Consider the following 21,790-nt stretch of genomic DNA (forward strand, 5'->3'; position numbering starts at 1 on the left):
GGGGCGGTCGGCAAGATGGTGCGGTAGGCGAGCCGGTCGCGGCTCGGGCTAAACCGTCACTTCAGCGGTCGCTTCTCGAGCTTCCGCGCGAGCGTCCTGCGATGCATGCCGAGCTGGCGTGCGGTCTCGGAGATGTTGAACCCGGTCGCAGCGAGGGTTTGGTTGATCATTTCCCACTCATGCGTCTTGAGCGAGGAGGCGCGTCCGGTGAGGGGAGCTTCCGGGTCACCGGCAGCCTTGCCGAAAGCAGCTTCGATGTCATCTGTGTTCGATGGCTTCACCAGATACTGGCAGGCGCCGAGCTTGATCGCTTCGACCGCGGTGGCAATGCTGGCATAGCCGGTCAGCACGACGATCAGCGTGGCGGGATCATGGGCGTGGAGTGTGGCGACACAGGGCAGGCCGGAGGCAGTGCCGAGTTTGAGGTCGACCACGGCGTGGCTGGGCGTCGCGTCGGCCAGTAACGCATCCAGTTCGGCGGGGCTCGCTGCGATGCGGACCTGGTAGCCGCGGCGTTCGAACGAGCGGCGCAGGGTCCGCGCGAAGGTCGCATCATCTTCGACCAGGATCAGGCTGGGCGAGTCCATCGCGGTCTCCCTTCGGTCGCGAGCGGCAGCAGCAGCGTCACCTCGGCGCCGCCTGCATCGCGGTTTCGCGCTTCGAGCCGTCCGCCCAGCCGCCGCGCGACATTGGTGGCGAGGAACAGGCCCAGCCCATGCCCGGCACCCTTGGTAGATTGAAAGAGCGTGCCCACCCGGCCGAGTGCGGCGGGATCGAAGCCGGCACCGGAATCGCGCACGGCGATCGAAAGCAGGCCGCCCTCGATCGATACGGTGAGCGAGAGACCGGCGGGCGAGGCCTCGGCTGCGTTGTCGAGCAGGTTCCAGATCGCCTGGCGCAGCGCCGGATCGACGGCGATCACGGCGTCGCCCGCGGCATCGCGATCATAGGCGAACCGGACCTGCTGATTGGTCGAGCGCCATTCATGGACCGTCGCGTCGAGGAAGGCGCCGGCCGCACTGCTTTCCATCGCCTCGCCGCGCGGTTCGCCCGCCAGATGGAGAATGTCCGAGACGATCGCCTTGCAGCGCTGCACCTCGGCCAGCATTTCCTCGACTTCGAGCGCCAGCTCCGGGTCGCGCGTGACGCCGGGCATGCGCCGCCAGTCAGCGAGGATGACCGAGAGCGTGCCGAGCGGGGTGCCCAGTTCATGCGCCGCGCCCGTCGCGAAAAGGCCCATGCGGACGATGCCTTCCTCTTCGGCCGCGTGCTGGCGAAGATCGGCGACATGGGCATCGCGCGCGCGCAGGTTCCGGCTGATGCGGACGATGAACAGGACGAGCAGCACTGCCACCATCGCGAAGCTGATCCAGCGGCCGATCGCGAAGAGATCGACGCTGTCCGCCAGTCCAGGCGGCAGCACCAGCGGCACGTAGCGAAAGCTCAACAGCGCGTAGCCGAGCACGGTCGCCACGACGAGGATCGCGACCCGCGCCGGGGGCAGCAGGATCGCCCCGAGCACGACCTGAAGCAGGTACAACGAGATGAACGGGTTGGTCGCACCGCCGCTGAAATAGAGCTGGAGCGTCAGCACCCCCATATCGAGCAGCAGGGCCAGGAGCACCTCGCGCTCAAGGACGCGGTGGCGTGGCAGCGCCATCGTGGCGAGCAGGTTCGCGATACCGAGCAGCAGCGCGACGCCGAGCATCTCGGCGAGCGGCAGCGGCACCTGGAGCCCGTACTGGACGAACAGGATAGCAACCGTCTGGCCGGCGACGGCGATCCAGCGCAGCTTGATCAGCTGACGCGTGTTCTCGGCGGCGGCGGTCTCTTCGGTCGGGCCGGCGGGCCTTCGGGTCAGCGCGAGGAGCGGCCGGTCCATCAGCGCGCCTTGCGCAGCACCAGGAACGCCGCGAAGCCGCTCAGCCCCGCAAGGCCGAACCAGGTGAGCGCATAGACGAGATGATTGTTGTTGAAGCGGACCACCGTGAGGCCGCCTATCGGATAGATGCCCGGATTGGGAGTGGCGTCTGCATCGACGAAGAAGGGTGGCACCGGGCCGAGCGCGCGGGCCCGGGCGATGGCAGTGACGTCGCGCGAGTACCAGCGATCGGCGGCGGGATCGTTGGTGCGCAGGAAGCCGCCCTTGGGTTCAGTGAGGCGCAGCAGGCCGATGACGGTGACGGCAGTGTCCGGGCCGCGCCAGCGGTCGGCCTTGCCGCGCTGGTCGGATAGTACGAAGCCGCGATTGACGAGGACGATACCCTGTGGCGTGCGCAGCGGCGTGAGGAGCCAGAAACCGGCGCCACGTTCAGTGAGCGCCTGCACCAGCGTGGCGCGGTCGTTGAGGAAGGTGCCGGTCAGCGTAACGCGGCGATATTCCTCGCCGCCCGCAGCGGCGAACGGCACCGGGGCGGCGTGGAGGCGGCTTTCGACGCGGGCGATCAGATCGAGCTTCCAGGCGCGGCGCTCGATCTGCCAGACGCCGAGAGCGACGAAGGCGAGCGTGGCGAGCAGCGCCAGCGCGACGAGGATCGAGCGTTTCACAGTTGCTTCAGGATGAAGATTCCATCTCCGTCATCGGCATCATGTTGGTGCCGAGGTGGTACATGATCCACAGCGACCCTGCGATCACGATGAGCACCAGCACGGCGGTGAAGACATAGGCAAGCAGGGTCCATCCACCCTCGGACGTCGTGTTGACGTGGAGGAAGCAGACCGTGTGGACGAGGATCTGGACGACCGCCGCGACGACGATCACGAACGCCGAGATCCCGGGATCGAGCGCGTGAGTCATCACGAGCCAGAAGGGTATGGCGGTCAGCACCACAGAGAGCAGGAAGCCGATCAGATAGACGCGGCGCGAACCGTGCGGCTGGCCGGTGTCGGCATGGGTAGCATCGCTCATCGCAGGACCCCGAGCAGATAGACGAAGGTGAAGACACCGATCCAGACGACGTCGAGGAAGTGCCAGAACATGCTGAGACACATCAGGCGCCGCTTGTTCTCGGGATGGAGGCCGCGCTGCGACAGCTGAACGAGCAGCACGCACAGCCAGATGATGCCGAACGTCACATGGAGCCCGTGAGTCGAGACCAGGGTGAAGAAAGCCGAAAGGAAGGCGCTCGTCTGGGGCGTCGCGCCCTCGTGGATCAGATTGCCGAATTCGTAGAGCTCGACGCCGACAAAGGCCGCGCCGAGCAGGCCGGTGACGGCCAGCCAGGCCTTGGTGCCGCCGAGCCTGTCTTCCTGCATCGCGATCATCGCAAAGCCATAGGTGATCGAGGAGACCAGCAGGATCGCGGTGTTCAGCGCGACGAGCGGCAGTTCGAAAATCTCGTGCGGCGATGGGCCGCCGGCGTAGCTGCTGCTCAGCACGCCATAGGTCGCGAAGAGCGTTGCGAAGATGAGCGCGTCGCTCATCAGGTAGATCCAGAAGCCAAGCAGCGTGGCGCCGCCGGGTTCGTGATGCTCCTCCTCGGTGACGTAGAAGGTCGATGCGTCCGCGGCCATGGTCACGCTCCCGCCGCGAGCAAGTGCGTGCGCGCGTCCTCTTGCGCCGCGACTTCATCCGCCGGGATGAAATAGTCGCGGTTGTAATCGAAGGTGTGGTAGATGGAGTAGGCCAGCAAGGCGACTGCCGAGAGCGCCGCCAGCCACCACATGTACCAGATCATGCCGAAGCCGAGGGCCATCGCCAGCGCCGACTGGATCACGCCCGCGCCGGTGTTGCGCGGCATATGGATCGGCAGGAAACCCTTAACCGGCCGCTCCGCGCCGCGATCCTTCATGTCGTACCACGCGTCGAGATCATGGACCTGCGGCGAGAAGGCGAAATTATAGGCGGGCGGCGGCGACGAGGTCGACCATTCGAGCGTGCGGCCGTTCCAGGGATCGCCGGTGGCGTCGCGCAGCTTGTCCCGGTTGATGATGCTGACGACGATCTGGATCACGAAGGCCAGGATGCCGATCAGGATGATGCCTGCGCCGATCGCCGCGATCACAAACCAGATCTGCAGGCTCGGATCGTCGAAATGGTTGACGCGCCGCGTCGTGCCCATGAGGCCGACGATATAGATCGGCGTCCAGGCGACCCAATAACCGATCACCCAGCCCCAGAAGGTCACCTTGCCCCAGAAGGGATCGAGCCGGAAGCCGAAGGCTTTGGGGAACCAGTAATCCATGCCGGCGAACAGCCCGAACACCACGCCGCCGATGATGACGTTGTGGAAATGCGCGACGAGGAACAGCGAGTTGTGCAGCACGAAATCCGCCGGGGGCACCGCGAGCAGCACGCCGGTCATCCCGCCCACCACGAAGGTGAGCATGAAGGCGATCACCCACATCATCGGCAGTTCGAAGCGGATCTGGCCACGGTACATCGTGAACAGCCAGTTGAAGATCTTCGCGCCCGTCGGGATCGAGATCACCATGGTGGCGATGCCGAAGAAGCTGTTGACGCTGGCGCCCGACCCCATGGTGAAGAAATGGTGGAGCCAGACGAGATAGCTCAGGATGGTGATGACCACCGTCGCATAGACCATCGACGAATAGCCGAAGAGCCGCTTGCCAGTGAAGGTGGAGGTGATTTCCGAATAGATGCCGAACACCGGCAGGACCAGGACATAGACCTCCGGATGGCCCCAGATCCACACCAGGTTCCAGTACATCATCGGGTTGCCGCCGAGATCGTTGGTGAAGAAGTTGGTGCCGACATAGCGATCGAGCAGCAGCAGCGCGAAAGCGCCGGTGAGCACGGGGAAGATCGCGATGGCGAGGACGTTGCTGCACAGCGCGGTCCAGCAGAAGATCGGCATCTTCATCATGCCCATGCCGGGCGCGCGCATCTTGATGATCGTGGTGACCATGTTGATCGCGGACAAGGTCGTGCCGACGCCCGCGATCTGGAGCGCCCATAGATAATAGTCCGGCCCCGTATCCGGGCTGTTCTGCAGGTTGGTGACCGGCACATAGTTGAGCCAGCCGCCGCGCGAGAATTCGCCGACGAACAGCGAGATCATCACCAGCAGCGCGCCGGCCACGGTCAGCCAGAAGCTGAGATTGTTGAGATAGGGAAAGGCCACGTCGCGCGCGCCGATCTGGAGCGGCATGATGTAATTGACCAGCCCGACGATCAGCGGGATCGCCACGAAGAAGATCATGATCGTCCCGTGCGCGGAGAAGATCTGATCATAATGGTGCGGGGGCAGATACCCCTCGTTCGCGCCGAACGCGACGGCCTGTTGAATGCGCATCATCAGCGCATCGGCAAAGCCGCGCAGCAGCATGATGATGCCCAGGATCATGTACATGATCCCGATCTTCTTGTGGTCCACGGTGGTGAACCATTCGCGCCACAGCCAGCCCCACAGTTTGAACTTCGTCACTGCGCCGACCAGGCCAAGGCCCAGCAGCACGACGACGATGAAGGTCACGAGCAGGATCGGCTCGTGCAGGGGGAAGGATTCCCAGGTGAGGCGACCGAAGATCGTCCGGGTCACGGATTCGTCGAACATGATGGCTCCGCGGGGCTCAGGCGGCGCCGGCGCGCGGGGCGCCTGGCACGGTCATGGTGGGGAGGAGAAGCGAGGTCTTGGGGTGGCCATGCGCGTCGGCGCCGCCATCCGTCTTCGACTCGGGCGATGTCCGGTTGGGCCCCTCGCCCTTTTCCTCGCCCTCCCTGAAGATCGCCCCTTCCGGCTTGCCCTTTTCGGGTTGGCCGCCGTGCATTCCGCTCGCGCAGGGCGTGCCCGGCTTTACGCAGCGCCGGAGGATGCGCTGGAACAGATCGCCCTCGACGCCCGAGAAGTACAAAGCCGGCACCCGCTCGCTCGGCTTTTCCACCGCGAGATAGCGACTGGTGTCGAGCATCGGGCCGCTTGCCTTCACCCGCGATACCCAGCCGTCGAACCCGCCCTTGTCCACGCCGTACAAGGTGAAGTGCATGCGCGAGAAGCCGGCGCCGCTGTAATTGGCGGACATGCCGTCGAACGTGCCTTCGCGATTGAGCACCGCGTGGAGCGTGCTGCGCATGCCGGGCATGGTGTAGATCATCCCCGCCAGCGTGGGCGAATAGAAGGTGTTCATCATGTTGGTGGAGGTGAGATCGAACCGCACCGGGCGATCGACCGGCAGCACCAGCTCATTGACCGTGGCGATGCCCTGTTCGGGGTAGATGAACAGCCATTTCCAGTCGAGCGACACCACCTGAACAACCAGCGGCTTGACCTTGGGATCGACCGCTTTCGTCGCCGACACGCGGTTGATCGGCCGGAACGGATCGAGCAGGTGAGTGCTCCACCACGTCAGCGCGCCCAGGCAGATGATGATCAGCAGCGGCGCCGACCAGATCACCAGCTCCAGCGCGGTCGAATGATCGAAATTCGGATCATAGGTCGCGCCGTTGCCCTTGCGATAGCGCCAGGCGAAGGTGATGATCAGCGCGATCACCGGCACGATGATCAGCAGCATCAGCGCCGTGGAGATATAGATGATGTCGCGCTGCTGGAGCGCGATGTCGCCCGCAGGATCGAGCACCGCCCGGTTGCACGCCGAGAGCAGGGCCGTCGCCGGCAGCAGGGCTATCGCGACAAGCCGTCGCGGAATCGCCGGGAATGAGTGTTCGCGCATGCTTACCGCCTATCCCGGCACGCCCCCGCACCGACATTGGACATTTTGTCCTATCCCCACCGCAGTGCTTTTCTGGTGCAAGGGATGTAGAAACGCAATAATAGCAGGCTCAGGCCGCGGAGCGAATAGCGCATGACTGCACCGATCGCCGCATCGAATTCGACATCCCTCGAACGGGATGCGCGCGTGATCACTGCGCGCGAGCATCGCATCGCGCCCGGCGAAATCGCGATCGGCGTGATTGTCGGGCGCACCAGCGAGTTTTTCGACTTCTTCGTCTACGCGATCGCATCGGTGCTGGTATTCCCATCGCTGCTGTTCCCGTTCGTCGATCCCGTGACGGGCACGCTTTATTCGTTTGGCCTGTTCTCGCTGGCGTTCATCGCCCGGCCGCTCGGCTCCGCGATGTTCATGTGGATCGACCGCAACCATGGCCGCGGAGTGAAGCTGACCATCGCGCTGTTCCTGCTCGGCGGATCGACCATGTCCATGGCGTTCGTGCCCGGTTACGCCGATGTGGGCACCGCAGCGATCTGGATCCTCGCCCTGCTGCGGATCGGACAGGGCATGGCACTGGGCGGGGCGTGGGACGGGCTACCGTCGCTGCTCTCGCTCAATGCGCCGAAGGACCAGCGCGGCTGGTATGCGATGATCCCCCAGCTCGGCGCGCCGCTCGGGCTGATCGTGGCGGCGGGGCTTTTCGCCTTCTTCCTATCCACCCTGTCGACGGCCGACTTCCTCTCCTGGGGCTGGCGCTATCCCTTCTTCGTCGCCTTCGCGATCAACGTGGTGGCGCTGTTCGCCCGGTTGCGGCTGGTCGCCACGCCCGAGTTCCAGCATCTGTTCGAAAGCCGCGAGCTCCAGCCGGCGCCCTTCTGGGAGACCGTGCGGCTGGAAGGGCGGACGATCGCGCTCGGCGCCTTTGCGCCACTCGCCAGCTTCGCGCTGTTCCATCTGGTGACGGTGTTTCCACTCTCCTGGGTGACCTTGAAGACCGGCGAGCCGGCCGAGCGTTTCCTCATCATCGAGATCATCGGCGCGGTGATCTGCGTGCTCGCGATGCTTGCCTCGGGAGTCATCGCCGATCGGGTCGGGCGGCGCGCGGTGCTCGGCATCTCGGCCGGGCTGATCGCTGCCTATAGCGGCTTTGCGCCGCAGTTGCTCGGCGCGGGTGGCTTCGGCGAGACCGTCTATATGCTCGCCGGCTTCGTGCTGCTTGGCCTGGCGTTCGGCCAGTCCTCCGGCGCGGTGAACGCCAGCTTCTCCAGCGAGCGCCGCTATACCGGCGCCGCGACCGTGGCCAACCTCGCCTGGCTGATCGGCGCCGGCTTCGCCCCGCTGGTGGCGCTGGCGCTGGCGAGCCGTTTCGGCCTGTGGTCGGTCGGCCTGTATCTGCTGTCGGGCGCGCTGTGCACGCTCGCCGCCCTGGCCTTCAACAAGGGCTGGGCGCTCGAACCGCGCGACGAGGGGCAGAATCCCGCACCACTGTCCGGAAGCTGAGCATCGCATCGCACGGAGCGTTGCCATCGCGGCGGGGCGGCGATCCGTTGCGGCGGTGGAGCGCGCGATACGGGCCAACGATTAGAAAGAAGCGGGATTCGGGCGTCCGCCATGATCGCGGTTTAAGCACCGCGGCCGAGCGATTGAATCGACGGGGTTCATTGAAAATGTCATGCAGTTCGCTGACATTTTTCCTGTGCCCAGAAGTCGAGATATTATCTTTTAATATCAAGTATTTAGCTTAATCTCGCTGAATAAGCGCGCGTGACAGGATCGGAGAAAGGCCATGCTGGGCGAGGCGTTGATTCACGAGATCCGTGTCCTGCACGCTGGCCCCGATCGCGGCTATCATGGCTGGAGCCATCCGCTTGCGTTGCTCGCGCTCCACGCCGAGGTCGAGGGCATGCTGCACGATGCCGAGGCCGTGCGCTGCGCGATCCTGCTGCACGACGCGATCTACGAACCGCGCCGCCAGGACAATGAGAGCCGCAGCGCCGCGCTGGCGGCGGAGATGCTGAAAAACGTCGTACCCGAACCGACGCTCGGCCGGACGTTGCGCCTGATCGAGGCGACGGCACATCATGCCATCCCCGCCGATCTGCCGGCCGACGAAGCGGCGGACATGGCGTTGTTCCTCGACATGGACCTGTCGATCCTCGGCGCGGCGCCCGAGCTATTCGACGCCTATGAAGCGGGCGTGCGGCATGAGTATCGCGAGGTACCGGAAGAGGCGTTCCGCGCCGGGCGTGCCGCGATCCTGGAGGGATTCCTCGCGCGCGAGGCGCTGTATTTCTCCGGCTGGGGCCGGGACCGGTTCGAGGCGACGGCGCGGGCGAACCTTGCCCGGTCAGTCGCGGCATTGCGGGGCGGCTGAGCTTGCCGACGCCGGTTTCGCCTTCGACGGCGGTGGATTGCCCCGTAGGCGGCAGGCCCGCGACGTTGCTATAGTCGGCCAACAAGCCAGGGAGGACCGCCCATGAAGATCAGCGCGCGCAACCAGATCGCCGGAACGATCATCGGGATTACGCCGGGAGCGGTGAACGGCACGATCAAGGTGGATATCGGCGGCGGCAACATCGTGACCTCCAGCATCACCGAGGAAGCGATCGCCGAGCTGCAGCTGGCGATCGGCGACCGGGTGACCGTGATCGTCAAGGCAAGCGACGTGCTGATCGGCAAATGACATGCATGTCGGGGCATTGAAGCTGAAGCTGCAGATCGTCTGCGGCGACGAATTCGCGATGGGGCCGGGCAAGGCCGATCTGCTAGAAGCGATCGATCGCGCGGGATCGATCTCCGCGGCGGGCCGTGCGCTCGGCATGAGCTATCGTAGGACATGGCTGCTGGTCGACCAGATGAACCGATGTTTCAGCGAGCGGCTGGTCGAGACGGTGGCGGGCGGTGGACACGAGCGCGGCGCGCGGCTGACCGAGAGCGGGCGGACCATGCTCACTGCCTATCGCATGCTGGAGGCCGAAACGGCGCGGGTGGCGGACAGCCCGGCCTATCGCCTGCTGGTTGGCGGGCTGCTGGAGCAGCCGTTGCCGGCCAAGCCGTAGCTTCAGGACTACGGCGAGTCGGGTGGGATGATCGCTCTCCCTGCAGGCCGAGGGCAGCAGCACGCCGTTGACAGAAACTACCTCCCCGCTCGCCCCGAGCTCGTCGAAGGGCTGTTCTTTCTTCGCGGGAAGAGCGGGGCTTCGACAAGCTCAGCCCGAACGGAGTGGGTGATAACCTGGCTTGAATGTGCGCCAGCTCGCGGCACCTTCACCACCGTAAAAATCTGCTTACGGCACTTTCCCCGCACCGACACCTCTATATACGGCGAGATATAGAGATTCGGCGGGAAAAGGGGAAGCCATATGCGGGTGGTGCTGGCTGTCACGACATCGTTGGCGCTGAGTTGCGGCCTGTGCGGGCCGGGTACCGCGAGCGCGGCACCGGCGGACGAAGCGGCGGCGCCTGCCGGCGATGCCGAGGGCCTGCCCGACATCACCGTCACCGCGCGCCGCCGCGTGGAGGATGCGCAGAAGATTCCGGGATCGCTGTCCGTGATCGGCGGGGACCTGCTCGACCGGTCCTATACCGTCAACACGGCACAGCTTTCGCTGCTGGTTCCGTCGCTCAACTACAGTTCTGCCAATCCGCGCAACACTGCCTTCACGATCCGCGGGCTGGGCAGCAGCGTCGTCGCGGTGAGCCAGGCCAATGACGGGCTCGAGCCGGGCGTCGGCTATTATGTCGACCAGGTCTATCATGCCCGCCCGGCGACGGCGGCGTTCGATTTCAGCGATATCGAGCGGATCGAAGTGCTGCGCGGGCCGCAGGGCACCTTGTTCGGCAAGAACAGCACCGCCGGCGCGATCAGCATCAGCTCGCGCGCGCCGACCTTCACGCCCGAGGCGCAGGAAGAAGTATCGATCGGCAGCTTCAATTTCGTCCAGGCCAGGGTGGCGGCATCGGGCCCGCTGATCGGCGATACGGTCGCGGGGCGGATTTCCGCGGTGATGACCCGGCGCGACGGTGTGATCCGCAACGTGACGACGGGCCAGGACCATAACGGCATCGGCAGCCAGGCGGTGCGCGGGCAGCTGCTGATCAGGCCGTCCGACGATTTCCAGCTGCGCCTGATCGCCGACTGGACCAATTTCGAGAGCGATTGCTGCACCCAGGTGTATGTCCGTGTCGCGCCGACGCTGAAGACGCCGGCCGGCACCAAGCAATATCCCGGGCTCGCCGCCGGGGTCGGTTATGCGCCGCCCAGTCTGAACCCCTATGACCGGCTGACCGATATCGATGCGGCGCTCGGCGTCGACACCAATGAGGGCGGGGTCTCCGGCATCGCCGACTGGAATCTGGGCTTTGCCACGCTCACCTCAGTGAGCGCGTGGCGGTTCTGGAACTGGGATGCGGCCAATGACCGCGACTATACCGGCCTGCCGATCCAGCTGACTCAGCACATCCCGTCGCGGCAGGACCAGTATAGCCAGGAACTCCGCATCGCCTCGAATGGCGACCGGCCGATCAGCTATGTCGGCGGGCTCTATTTCTTCCGGCAGCGCGTGATCGGACGGCCGATCTCGATCTATGGGCCGCTTGCCGCCTATTGGCTGATCGGTCCGACAACCGGCGCCAACGCCACACCGGTGCCGGGCAATCTGCTCGACGGCTATGGCACGGACGGACGGACCGATTTCCAGTCGAACAGCTATGCCGCGTTCGGCGAGGTCAACTGGCGGCCGGTCGAACGCCTCACCCTGACCGGTGGCCTGCGCTATACCTATGAGGACAAGAGCGGCAGCTATGCGACCTTCGTGTTCGGGGGCCTGGCGACCAGCAATAGCGCGCTGGCCAATGCCAAGCTCTCGATCCTGCGCCCGCAATCCTATGAAGCGACGGTCAAGGGCGGCGCGCTGACCGGGCGGGCGAACATCGCCTGGCAGGCGAGCGACGACGTGCTTGGCTATGCGAGCTTCGCGCGGGGCGCCAAATCGGGCGGGATCAACATGTCCGGCCTGCCGCTCGACAACAGCAACAACCCGGCGCTCGGCACGGCGGTGGTGCGGCCGGAGCAGAACACCGCTTATGAGATCGGCCTGAAGACGCGGCTGTTCGGCCGGCGGCTGATCTTCAACATCGCCGGCTATTATACGCGCGTCACCGATTTCCAGGCGAACGTGACCGATACCGGCGCGGCGGCCGCGCTGCGCACCTATCTCGCCAATATTCCGAAGGTGACGGTCAAGGGGTTCGAGGCCGATGCCATCGCGGCGATCACGCCCGATTTCTCGTTGCGCGCGTCCGTCGCCTATGCCGACGGCGAATATGCGTCCGACCCGAATGGGCCTTGCCCGATCGAGCGGATCGGCAACAGCACGACAGTGTGCGACCTGAGCGGTACCGCGCTGTCGAGCCTGCCGAAATGGTCGGTCTCGCTCGGCGGCGATTATACGCTGCCGGTGGAACGGCTCGGCGGGAGCTTCGTGCTGCATGCCGATTCAAGCTCGCGCAGCCGCCAGCTCGGCGATCCCACCGGATCGGCCTATACCGTGATCAAGGGCTATACCGTGGTGAACGGCAGCGTGGGATTCCGCACCAGATCCGGGCTTGAGATCGCGGTGTTCGCGCGGAACCTGTTCGACAAGGATTACATGCAGAACATGACGATCCAGGCGGGCAATTCGGGCCTGATCCTGGGCACCCCGAGCGACCCGCGGGTGATCGGCTTCACGCTGCGCGCGCGGCAATAAGCTTACTGCCCGCGCACATAATCGCGCGACTGGACGATCATGATCCGGTCGCCGACGACCAGCCACTCGATGTCCTGCGGGCGGCGGTTGAAGGCGCCCTCGATCGCGCTGCCGATCATGCCGAGGCGGCGGACGAGATCGTCGGAGAGCACGGCACGATCGGGATCGGTCTTCATTTCCTCGACGCCGCCGCCGGGCGAGAAATGCAGGACGACATCGTCCTTCGAGCGGGTGAGGACCTGAACCGAATCGAGCTGCGGGCGGTAGATCAGCTGCTCGGCGATCTTCCGGCCCTCGACCACGCGGATGCCGAGGCCGCGCTTGGCGGCGATGAAGATGCGGATCTCGTCGGCCTGGCGCTCGTCGAACGGATCGATCGTGGTCATCACGCCCGCCGCATCGGCATCGACGCCGATCTGGATCAACACGGCAGCGCGGACCGAGCGATGATCGATGCCCGCCGCCTCACGCGCGGCGAAGGCGCGATCGTTCCAGATCGAGCCCCATACGGTCTTCACGGCCCGCGCGAGATCAGCCGCGCTGACGACATTGGGGACGGTATCGTAGAGACCGGCGCCGTTGAAGCCGCGTAGATCCTCGGCATTGGTGGAGGAGCGGACGAACACGCCCTTGGGGCCGAGCAGCGCAGCGCGACGACTCGTAATTCCGGCGAAATCGACGTCCGGGATCGCCCCGGCGAGGAAGGCGGCGCGAAGCTTCGCCAGTTGCGCCTGACGCCAGGCGGGATCGGTGCGACGCGGATCGGCGAGCAGCGCCGCGATGCGCGGGCCGAGCTGGTTGGCGGCGACAAATCGGTCGTAGAAGGAGAAGGGAATGCCGAAGCCGGGCGGCACGGTGAAGCGGCCGTCGCGCTTAGCCAGTTGCGCCACCTGGCCGAGATTGGCCGCCTTGGCGCCGGTGCGGCGCGCCCAGCCTGCGTCCTGCTCCACCAGCGAGGGCAGGCCCGTATAAACTGCATCTGCTTGCGCCACCTGGACCGCGCGCGCCTTTTTGGCGCGCTCAGCTGCCTTGACCTCAGCCAGGGTCGCCTTGCGCAGCACGACCATGGCGCCGCGCGTATCGAGCACCACCATCTGACCGGCGAGCGAGGCCCAGCGGCGATCGGCGTCGGCGCGATAGGCGTTGGGGATTCGCCACGTCTTGGCGAGCAGGCTGATATGGTTGATCGGCGTGGTGAAGGTGGCGGAGACGATGCCGGCGACCGGCGGCATGCGGATCGGCATGGTCGTCAGCACCGCGATGTCGCCGGGGGTCAGCCCGTCCTCCTGCCCCTCCTTCACCACGACCAGCCGCCCCACCGCGCGGCCATGGTTGAGGATCAGTTCCTCGCGGCTGCCATAGGCTTCATCGACCCCGATGGTGGGCAGCTTCGCCTTGCCGGCGGCCTCGCGCTGCTGATCGGAATTGGGCTTGAAGGTGAGCGGTGCGTGAAAGCCGGCCTGAAGCAGGCGCATCATGTCAGCGAGCAGGGCGGGTTCGACCACATCGCCCTCCCATAGTTCGACGCCGTAGCGATTGAGCCGGGGGTAGCGGACGACCGAGCCGAGCAGGAAGCGCCGCTTCGGGTTGGAATAATTGGCGGCGTTGAACGCCTCGCTGTCAGCGAGGGTCATGTATTTCGCCTGGAGATATTCGAGATGATAGCGGTAGCGCTTCGTATCGATCCACAGCGCGCGCGGCGGCACGGCGGCGCGATCGATCGCGAACATGAGTTGGGGCAAGGCGAGGAAGCGGCCAGAGCCTTCGGTTCGGGCGAGGCGATCGAACTCGGCGTCGTTTCGGAGACCGGCCTGGGGGGCCGGGGCGGGATCAGGCTGTAGCGACCGGACGACGGCTGGGGCCGAGAGAGACGCGGCGGCGAGGCCGAGCAGGATCGCGAAGCGTTTTATCATGGGCACCCCTCCTGCCGCGAGGCTGCGCGAAAGCTACGCGGTCGTCCAGCAGGAAGCTGAACTCTCGGAATATTATCCCTTCCCCGACGAAGGAACGGAGAGCGATGCCGGACAGAGTCCTCTTCAGGCCCGACCCAGCGGCAGGCAGGTCAACCGGCCGCGGTGGTCGCGGGTCACGCTGACCTCGATCTCGAAGGCAGTGCGGAGATGGTCGGGGGTGAGCACCGTCGCTGCGTCGCCATGCGCGAGGATACGGCCGCGGTGCAGCAGCACGACGTCGTCCGCCACACGGCCGGCGTGCAGCAGATCGTGGAGGACGATGGCGACGCCGCGGCCCTGCCGCGCCACTTCGGCCAGTCGATCGAGGATATCGAGCTGGTGGCGGGGATCGAGGCCGGCGAGGGGTTCGTCGGCAAGCAGCCAAGCGGGTTCGCCGGCGAGGACCCGGGCCAGTAACACGCGGGCGCGCTCGCCGCCGGACAGATGATTGACCGGGCGATCGGCGAGATGGGTGGTCTCGGTGGTGGCCATGGCGTTCGCGACGGCCGCGCGATCCTCCGGGCCGGGCGCGGCGAAGGACGAACGATGCGGCGCGCGGCCGAGCGCCACGACTTCTGTCGCCGCGATGTTCCAGTGGACGCTGGCATCCTGCGGCAGATAGCCAATCGCGCGGGCCCGTTCGCGCGGATCGAGCACAGCGACGGCACGGTCGCCGAGGCGGACCGCGCCGCTGGTCGGAGCGATCAAGGCGGCCGCGCACTTGATCAGGGTGGATTTGCCCGCCCCGTTCGGGCCGAGGATGGCGGTGACCCGGCCGGGCCGGAGCACGGCATTGATGCCCTCCAGCACGGTCCGGCCGGAGAGCATGACGCCGAGATCGTCGATCGTCAGTTCCATGACGCACGGCCCTTCAGCAGGAGCATCAGGAAGAAGGGTGCGCCGAGCAGCGCCATGGCGACGCCGAGCCGGACCTCTCCGGCGCCGGGCGCAAGGCGGCACAGACTGTCCGCGATCAGCACGAGCGCTGCGCCGCCGAGCGCGCTGGGCAGCAGCAGCGCGGCGGGGCGATGACCGAAAATGGGGCGCAGCAGATGCGGCACGACGAGCCCCACAAAGCCCACCACGCCGGTTACCGCGACGCTCGCGCCGATGGTGAGGCCAGTGCCGAGCACGACCAGGACCTGGAGCCGGCCGAGCCGGACGCCGAGCGAGCGGGCGGCGGCCTCGCCCAGGGTCAGCGCGTCGAGTGACGGCGCGGTGAGGAAGAGGAGGACCGCGCCGACGGCCATGAAAGGGAGCGCGGTGCGGACGTCCTCGATGCTGCGATCGGTCAGCGCGCCCATCAGCCAGTCGATCACCTCGGCCACGGCATAGGGGTTCGGCGCGATCGAGATGAGAAAGGCCGTGAGCGCGCCCGCAAGGCTGGCGAGGACGGTGCCGGCGAGGATGAACTGGACCGGGCTCGGGCTGCGCCAGGTAAGCGCGGCGAGCAGCGCCATCGATCCGCCCGCGCTGAGCATCGCGCAGGCGAACAGGACCAATGGATTGCCGGCGATACCGAGCACGATCGCCGCCACTGCGCCCAGCGCAGCACTGGACGAAACGCCGACCACGGCCGGATCGGCAAGCGGATTGCGCAGGTAACCCTGCAGCACCGCGCCGGAGAGGCCGAGCACGGCGCCCAAAGCAAGGCCGAGAATGGCGCGCGGCAGGCGCAGCTCGACGATGATGGCGGTGCGGGGATCGCCCGAGAACCAGATCTGCGGCGGGATCCAGGTCTTACCGGCGATCAGCGAGAGGCCGAAGGCGAGGACCACCAACGCAGCTAGCAAAGCGAGCTTGCGCTTCATTTTCCCTCTCCCAGCGGGAGAGGAAGGGAGCCGCGTAGCGGCGGAAGGGTGAGGGCGACGGGGCCCGTCACCCTCACCCCGCGCTGCTGCGCAGCTCGCCCCTCTCCCGCTGGGAGAGGGGAAGAAGGGGGCCGACTATCCAGCGAACGGCGGATCGCCGCGAGGCGGGTGATGGCGGGGATGATGGTCGGGCCGCCGCAATTGACGAGGGTGCGCGGAAAGGCCGCCTCGACCGTGTTCGCGCCGGTGCGGGCGAGCACGCGGGCGCGCAGCGTCGCGGTGCGCGACGGGCCGGGAGTGAGGATCACGCGCGGCGGTTTCGCTGCGATGGTCTCGATCGGGAGCGTGCCGGTGAAGGCGAGGCCGTAATCGATCGCGGCATCGCGAAAGCCGGCCTTGGCGAGGAGCTCGTCGAGCAGGGTTCCGGAGCCATTGACCAGGTCCCCGGCGATGAACAGCAGGGCCGAGGGATTGTCGGCTCCCGGTTCGGGCCGAGCGGATGCCACGGCGCGATCGATCCGGACATTGAGCGCCCTGCCCCGTTCCGTCGCACCAACCGCATCGGCGATCTGCAGGACCTGGGCCTTGCTCGCGGCGATCGTGACGGGGGAATCGAGCAGCAGAGTCTTCAGCCCGGCCCGTTCATAGGCAGTGCGGGTGCTGGCGGGGGTGAAGCTGCTGGTCAGCACCAGAGCGGGATTGAGCGCGATCACTTCTTCCGCCGTGCCAGTGGTCGACGCAAAGCGCTTGGCGACATCGAGCGGGATCGAGGTCGCGCCGGGATCCTGCGAATAATGGCTGATCGCGGCGATGCGGTTGGCCGGCACGAGATCGATCAGGATCGCATCGGCGCAGGGATTGGTGGAAACGATTTTTTGGGAGGCGATCCCGCCGCCGCCCGGCGCCCGCGCGGGCGAGCACCCGGCGAGGAGCAGGACGAGCGGCAGGATCGCCAGCTTCATTAGTCGAACTTCACGCGGATGCCGCCAAACGCCGTGCGGCCAAAGGTGCCGTACGTCGCGACGGTCTCATACTTCTCGTCGAAGAGGTTTTCGACACGGCCATAGACCACGATCCGGTCGCCGACCGGAAGCTCTGCGCGGAGGCTCGCCAGCGTATAGCCATCGAGGCGGGTAAAGTTGCCGGCGTCGTCATAGCTGTCCCCAACCACGCTGACCGTTCCGCCGACCGAAAGGCCGAGGGGCAGACGGTAATCGACCGAGACGCTGGCGGTCTCTTTCGGGCGACGGGCAAGGTCATTGCCGAAATTGACCGGCGAGCGGTTCTCGCTGTCGATATAGCTGACGTTGCCGGTGAGGGTGAGATCGTCGATCGGGCGCAGGGCCAGCTCGAATTCGACGCCCTGGGCACGGGTCCGCACGATATTGTTGTAAGTGAAGCTGGTCAGATCGAAATCGATCTGGTTCTTCGTGTCGCGGTGGAAATAGGTCGCCCGCGCAGTGAGGCGTCCTTCGAGCAGACTCTGCTCGATGCCCACGTCATAATTGCGCGCGGTTTCCGGCTGCAGATCCTCGTCGCCATAAGCACTGAACAGCTGATACAGCGTCGGCGCCTTGAAGCCTTCGGCATAGCTGGCACGCAGGATCGTACCGGAGCCGAGCGCGAGGGCAGCGTTGGCGGCAAGGCTGGTATGGCCACCGAACTTGCGATGATCGTCATGGCGAACGCCGCCTGTCAGGGTGAGCTGCTCGATCGGCCGCACGATCGCCTCGCCGTAGAAGCTGGTGATCCCGGTCTTTTCGGTCACGCCGTCGAAATAGCGGCTGTTCTCATGCTCCGCGCCGGCAACGAGTCGGACCTGGTCGACCAGTTGGAAATCGCCCTGATAGGTGTAGCGCTCGCTGCGGCCGCGGCCGAAGAAACTCACCGCAGAGCCGAATCTCGGATCGTAATTGTCGCGGTTGATGTCTGCGATGGTGAAGGCGACCTTGTTGCGGAAGCGGCCATCGAGCAGGTTCGCATGGAGCCCGGCATAGCCGTAGATCTCCTGCGCTGTGGAATATTCGGGGGTATCGATAAAGCCGTAGGGCGAGACCGATTGATAGCCATCGAGCGAAAGCCGGCTGTGCGCATAATAGCCGCGCAGATCGAGGCCAATCTCGTCAGTGAAGGCAATACCCACGCTGCCGGTGCCGCCATATTGGCGATAGCCGTCGGGCTCAGTACCGGAGGCAGCGGCCGAAATACCGTCAGTGCGCAGATAGCCGCCAGTCAGCGACGCGGTGACCGGGCCCTTGCCGCCCGAGATGCCGGCATTGGCAAAGACGGTGTCGTTCGAGCCGTACTCGACGCTGCCGCGGCCCTTCAGGTCTTCAGTTGGGGTGGTCGTGACGATGTTGACCACGCCGCCGATCGCCTGGCTGCCCCAGGGCACCGAATTGGGCCCGCGCAGCACTTCGATCCGCTCGACCGAGCCGGCAAGCAGGTTGCCGAAATCGAAGCCGCCGCCCGGCGAGGAGGGATCGTTGACGCGTACGCCGTCAATCAGGGTCAGGGTCTGTTCGCCCTCCGCACCGCGGATGCGGACGCCGGTGAAATTGCCGAGGCCGCCATTGCGGGTAGCGGTGACCCCGGGCGTGGTGCTCAGCAGATCGGAGATGGAGATGGTCTGGCGGCGCTCGATCTCGGCACGGTCGATGATCGTCACGGCCTGGCCGATCTGCTCGACCGGCTGCGCGACGCCGGTCGCGGTGACCACGATGTCCGAACGGCCCGTATCGACGGGAGCGCGGCAATCGTTGCGCGCCGGGGCACAATTATCGATTTCGTCCGAAGGGGCGGCCTGCGCCAGCGCAGGCGTGGCCGACAATAGAGCGGCCGTTGCGGCAAGCATATTTAGATGGTTAATACGGAATTTACCTCGAAAGTTTTCAAAAACGGGCTGACCGTTACGCAAAACTGCCGGATAGGGCCGCGCAATCTCCAGAGAGAGGGAAATGGCTTTTCCGTTAATCTTGGATCTGATGGACATGATGTACCCCTTTGCATGGGGGCCCCAGTTCCGGGCGCGCTCAGAGCGACGCCCGGTCCAGACGGCCCGGTTCATGTCGCTCACTCGAGGCTATGCCCTCGTCCGCCCGGTGCATCCCGCCCGCGCGATGGATCGACCGTGGCGGGCAGGTCTCCTGGCTTCCGGGTCTTCGCGTGACGCCCCGCCTTCCCGGGCTTTCACCCAGTGGCATGATGGCTCCCGTGCAAAGCAGGCTTTGCGAGGGGACCGTGGAGCGCCGGCTATCCGGTCACAGTTGCGGGAGCAGCATCGGAGTTGCGGAAGGTTCCGCGCACCGACTTCCCTATTGTTCCCGTTGCCGGGAACCCGTCACGGGATCGGCTCTATCGGCGCGCGGACGCCGAAGCAAGCGGTGGGTGGCGTGGCGAAGGCAGCCCCGCGATGACGGGTCCACCGGACGAGGACAGCGACCCTGCGCGCCCCGCGCGGAGCTTCGAGGAGGATCGGAAGCGGTTCGACGAGATTTCGAGCGAGTTCGCCCGCGACAGCGCCGAGGTGAGCGACACGGTGCTCGACCTGCTGACCGACGACGCGATCAGGCAATTGCGGCTGCAGGAAGCGACCTTCTGGCAGCGCGTCAAATACCGTTCGCGCATGTTGCGCGCGATCGCCCTGGGCGCGCGGCGCAAGCCCTGACGCCAGGGCGGACCGGCCCCTGCGGCGGTGCGATCAGCCGGCTTCGCTCAATTGCTGCCACGAGAGATCGAAGCGGGCGAGATATTTCCGGAGCCGATCTGCATCGTTGGACGATGCGCGGCGCGACCGCGATGCTGCGAACAGAGTCCGACCGGCATCCGACAGCGAGCGGCTGTGCCGGCAGGTCTCGACGACATGAGCCAGCTGGACCCGGTCGAACGGATCGAGCGCGCCGAGCTGTTCTGCGGAAAGGATCGTATCGAGCGTGTCGGCCGTGTCGCCCACCCGCGACCAGGTCCGCTTCAGCCGCGCGATCTCGGCCTCGACCCCGTCGAGATCGATCCGCCCCTTCGGGCTGAACGTCGCCATGCGGGTGACGCTCGACGCAAGATCGCGGAAATTGCCCTGCCACTGCGCGTCCGCGCTCGTCGCAAAGGCCAGGAAGCGATCGCGCGCTTCCTTGTTGAAGGTGACGCGCGTGCCCTCGCGCTCGGCGAAGCGATCAAGCTCATAATCGAGATTGGGGGCGATATCCTCGCGCCGGTCGCGCAGACCGGGCAGCGTGAACGTCCACAGGTTGAGCCGGGCGTAGAGATCGTCGCGGAAACTGCCCTGCTGGACGCACTGGGCGAGATCGCGATTGGTACCGGCGATCAGCTGGAAGTCGCTCCCCGTCTCCCGGTCGGCGCCGACTGGCAGGAAGCGCTTGTCCTCGATCGCGCGCAGGATCATCGCCTGCTCGTCGAGTCCGAGTTCTCCGATCTCATCAAGGAACAAGGTGCCGGTGTGGGCGGCGCGGAGCAGCCCCGGGCGATCGGCAGTAGCGCCGGTGAAGGCGCCTTTCTTGTGCCCGAACAGAGCCGACATCGCACCATCGCCCTTCAACGTGGCGCAGTTCACCTCGACGAACGGCCCCTGCACCTGATGTTTCAGCCGCTTGAGCTCGTAGATCCGTCGCGCCAGCTGGCTCTTGCCAGCACCGGTCGGCCCCATCAGCAGCACCGGGGCCTTGGAGCGGACCGCGACCTGCTCGATCTCGTCGATCATGCGGTTGAAGGCAGCGTTGCGCGTGTCGATGCCCGATTTCAGGAAGGATGTGCTCTCGGCACTGGCTGCGGCAAAGCGCGTCGCGATGCTGTCATAACGGGAGAGATCGAGATCGATGATGTTCCAGGTGCCGGGCGCGCCGGTCGGCATGCCGCGAACCGGTTGAGTCTGGAGCAGGCGGCCGGGCAGGTAATGCGCCTCGGTCAGCAGGAACAGGCAGATTTGCGCGACATGCGTGCCGGTGGTGATGTGCACGAGATAGTCGTGCGTCTCGGGATCGAAGGCGAAGCTGCGCGTGAAATCGAGGAGCTTGCCGTAGACTTCCTCGAAGTCCCACGGATCGGCGAAGTTGATGACGTGGCGATCGACCGTGGTTTCGGGCGAGACGCTGGCGATGTCCGTCGCGATATAGTCGGCCAGACGCGTATGGGCATCGGCGTGAAGCATCACGAAGCGATCGACGCGCAGGTCTTCGTGCATGGTAAGGCCGACCGACGGCCGCCATTTGCTCCAGCGCGACGGGCCGAACTTGCTCGCGTCCAGCGTCGAGCCGAGGAATCCGATGACGGTGAGTGGCTTCATTACGATATGGTAGGATAAACTCTTATCCGCGTCGATATCATTCGCGCCAGCGCCACACACACTCTGTTCAACACGAAATCTCGTACTTTCGATATTTTAATAGCATTATCAGATTCTTATGAAAATATTCCAGACTCGTCGGTCAAACTGGCACGCCGAATGCAATAGGTATCGTGTCCAGCCGGTTCGTCGAACATCCGGCGGGGCAGCGCGGAACAAGGGGCGGCCGGAATAGGCCGGCCGCCCCGGATCGCACATGAGATTGCATCAGGGCGTAGCTCAGTTGCGCAGAGTACCGGCCTTGGAAGCCGGGGGTCGTTGGTTCGAGTCCAGCCGCCCTGACCAGAAGGA

General features: G+C 65.8%; 19 protein-coding genes, 1 tRNA gene and 1 riboswitch. Of the genes, 7 read left to right on the forward strand and 13 right to left on the reverse strand.

Going from position 1 to position 21,790, the window contains the following annotated elements; translation table 11 throughout:
• Positions 1-56 precede the first annotated feature (56 nt).
• The 7 genes from U1769_RS18550 to cyoA are packed head-to-tail and all read right to left on the reverse strand — an operon-like array spanning position 57 to position 6,630.
• On the reverse strand, positions 57-587 hold the full coding sequence (locus U1769_RS18550; protein ID WP_332719013.1) for a response regulator transcription factor: 531 nt from the start codon (positions 585-587) through the stop codon (positions 57-59).
• The gene (locus tag U1769_RS18555; RefSeq protein WP_332719015.1) at positions 569-1,882 is read right to left on the reverse strand and encodes an ATP-binding protein; all 1,314 of its coding nucleotides are present in this window, start codon (positions 1,880-1,882) and stop codon (positions 569-571) included. Before U1769_RS18555 ends, U1769_RS18550 begins: the two co-directional genes overlap by 19 nt.
• Entirely contained in the window at positions 1,882-2,547 is a 666-nt protein-coding gene (locus tag U1769_RS18560) for an SURF1 family protein (protein WP_332719017.1), read from the reverse strand. The genes U1769_RS18555 and U1769_RS18560 overlap by 1 nt, the downstream gene beginning before the upstream one ends.
• A gap of 7 nt (positions 2,548-2,554) precedes the next feature.
• Positions 2,555-2,908 carry a cytochrome o ubiquinol oxidase subunit IV gene (gene cyoD, locus U1769_RS18565; RefSeq protein ID WP_332719019.1) on the reverse strand — a complete coding sequence of 118 codons (354 nt, stop codon included), beginning with the start codon at positions 2,906-2,908 and terminating at the stop codon, positions 2,555-2,557.
• The gene (cyoC, locus tag U1769_RS18570; RefSeq protein ID WP_332719022.1) at positions 2,905-3,513 is read right to left on the reverse strand and encodes a cytochrome o ubiquinol oxidase subunit III; all 609 of its coding nucleotides are present in this window, start codon (positions 3,511-3,513) and stop codon (positions 2,905-2,907) included. Before cyoC ends, cyoD begins: the two co-directional genes overlap by 4 nt.
• 2 nt (positions 3,514-3,515) lie before the next feature.
• Positions 3,516-5,516 (reverse strand): cytochrome o ubiquinol oxidase subunit I, encoded by a 2,001-nt coding sequence (gene cyoB / locus U1769_RS18575; protein WP_332719024.1) that lies wholly within the window; start codon positions 5,514-5,516, stop codon positions 3,516-3,518.
• A 16-nt stretch (positions 5,517-5,532) separates the two neighbouring features.
• Positions 5,533-6,630 carry a ubiquinol oxidase subunit II gene (cyoA, locus tag U1769_RS18580; protein WP_332719026.1) on the reverse strand — a complete coding sequence of 366 codons (1,098 nt, stop codon included), beginning with the start codon at positions 6,628-6,630 and terminating at the stop codon, positions 5,533-5,535.
• 132 nt (positions 6,631-6,762) lie between these two features.
• On the opposite strand from cyoA, the gene U1769_RS18585 reads away from it, so the two are divergent.
• The 5 genes from U1769_RS18585 to U1769_RS18605 all read left to right on the forward strand — a co-directional run bounded on the left by U1769_RS18585 (position 6,763) and on the right by U1769_RS18605 (position 12,380).
• Positions 6,763-8,130: an MFS transporter gene (locus U1769_RS18585; RefSeq protein ID WP_332719028.1), complete on the forward strand. Its 1,368-nt coding sequence runs from the start codon at positions 6,763-6,765 to the stop codon at positions 8,128-8,130.
• A 286-nt stretch (positions 8,131-8,416) separates the two neighbouring features.
• Complete coding sequence (locus U1769_RS18590; protein WP_332719030.1) at positions 8,417-9,004, forward strand: HD domain-containing protein; 588 nt, start codon at positions 8,417-8,419, stop codon at positions 9,002-9,004.
• A gap of 102 nt (positions 9,005-9,106) precedes the next feature.
• Positions 9,107-9,313, forward strand: coding sequence for a TOBE domain-containing protein (locus U1769_RS18595; protein ID WP_332719032.1), 207 nt, complete (start codon positions 9,107-9,109; stop codon positions 9,311-9,313).
• Between the two features lies 1 nt (position 9,314).
• Entirely contained in the window at positions 9,315-9,689 is a 375-nt protein-coding gene (locus tag U1769_RS18600) for a winged helix-turn-helix domain-containing protein (protein WP_332719034.1), read from the forward strand.
• Positions 9,690-9,992: 303 nt separating this feature from the next.
• Positions 9,993-12,380 carry a TonB-dependent receptor gene (locus tag U1769_RS18605; protein WP_332719036.1) on the forward strand — a complete coding sequence of 796 codons (2,388 nt, stop codon included), beginning with the start codon at positions 9,993-9,995 and terminating at the stop codon, positions 12,378-12,380.
• A gap of 2 nt (positions 12,381-12,382) precedes the next feature.
• Here the strand turns inward: U1769_RS18605 and U1769_RS18610 are convergent, their stop codons facing one another.
• The 5 genes from U1769_RS18610 to U1769_RS18630 all read right to left on the reverse strand — a co-directional run bounded on the left by U1769_RS18610 (position 12,383) and on the right by U1769_RS18630 (position 18,997).
• Complete coding sequence (locus tag U1769_RS18610) at positions 12,383-14,293, reverse strand: PEP/pyruvate-binding domain-containing protein (RefSeq protein ID WP_332719038.1); 1,911 nt, start codon at positions 14,291-14,293, stop codon at positions 12,383-12,385.
• 123 nt (positions 14,294-14,416) lie between these two features.
• Entirely contained in the window at positions 14,417-15,190 is a 774-nt protein-coding gene (locus tag U1769_RS18615; RefSeq protein WP_332719040.1) for an ABC transporter ATP-binding protein, read from the reverse strand.
• Positions 15,181-16,143, reverse strand: a complete 963-nt coding sequence (locus U1769_RS18620; RefSeq protein WP_332719042.1) for a FecCD family ABC transporter permease — start codon at positions 16,141-16,143, stop codon at positions 15,181-15,183. Before U1769_RS18620 ends, U1769_RS18615 begins: the two co-directional genes overlap by 10 nt.
• Positions 16,140-17,105, reverse strand: coding sequence for an ABC transporter substrate-binding protein (locus tag U1769_RS18625; protein ID WP_332719046.1), 966 nt, complete (start codon positions 17,103-17,105; stop codon positions 16,140-16,142). The genes U1769_RS18620 and U1769_RS18625 overlap by 4 nt, the downstream gene beginning before the upstream one ends.
• The gene (locus U1769_RS18630; RefSeq protein WP_332719049.1) at positions 17,105-18,997 is read right to left on the reverse strand and encodes a TonB-dependent receptor plug domain-containing protein; all 1,893 of its coding nucleotides are present in this window, start codon (positions 18,995-18,997) and stop codon (positions 17,105-17,107) included. The genes U1769_RS18625 and U1769_RS18630 overlap by 1 nt, the downstream gene beginning before the upstream one ends.
• Before the next feature lie 265 nt (positions 18,998-19,262).
• Positions 19,263-19,499: riboswitch (cobalamin riboswitch) on the reverse strand.
• A 56-nt stretch (positions 19,500-19,555) separates the two neighbouring features.
• On the opposite strand from U1769_RS18630, the gene U1769_RS18635 reads away from it, so the two are divergent.
• Entirely contained in the window at positions 19,556-19,810 is a 255-nt protein-coding gene (locus U1769_RS18635; protein ID WP_332719051.1) for a hypothetical protein, read from the forward strand.
• A 33-nt stretch (positions 19,811-19,843) separates the two neighbouring features.
• Here U1769_RS18635 and rtcR read toward each other — a convergent pair whose 3' ends face one another.
• Entirely contained in the window at positions 19,844-21,439 is a 1,596-nt protein-coding gene (gene rtcR, locus U1769_RS18640; RefSeq protein ID WP_332719053.1) for an RNA repair transcriptional activator RtcR, read from the reverse strand.
• A gap of 268 nt (positions 21,440-21,707) precedes the next feature.
• On the opposite strand from rtcR, the gene U1769_RS18645 reads away from it, so the two are divergent.
• Positions 21,708-21,784 (forward strand) — tRNA-Pro (locus tag U1769_RS18645).
• Positions 21,785-21,790: the final 6 nt, after the last annotated feature.

This window comes from Parasphingomonas zepuensis (assembly GCF_036663735.1).
Taxonomy (GTDB): Bacteria; Pseudomonadota; Alphaproteobacteria; order Sphingomonadales; family Sphingomonadaceae; genus Sphingomonas.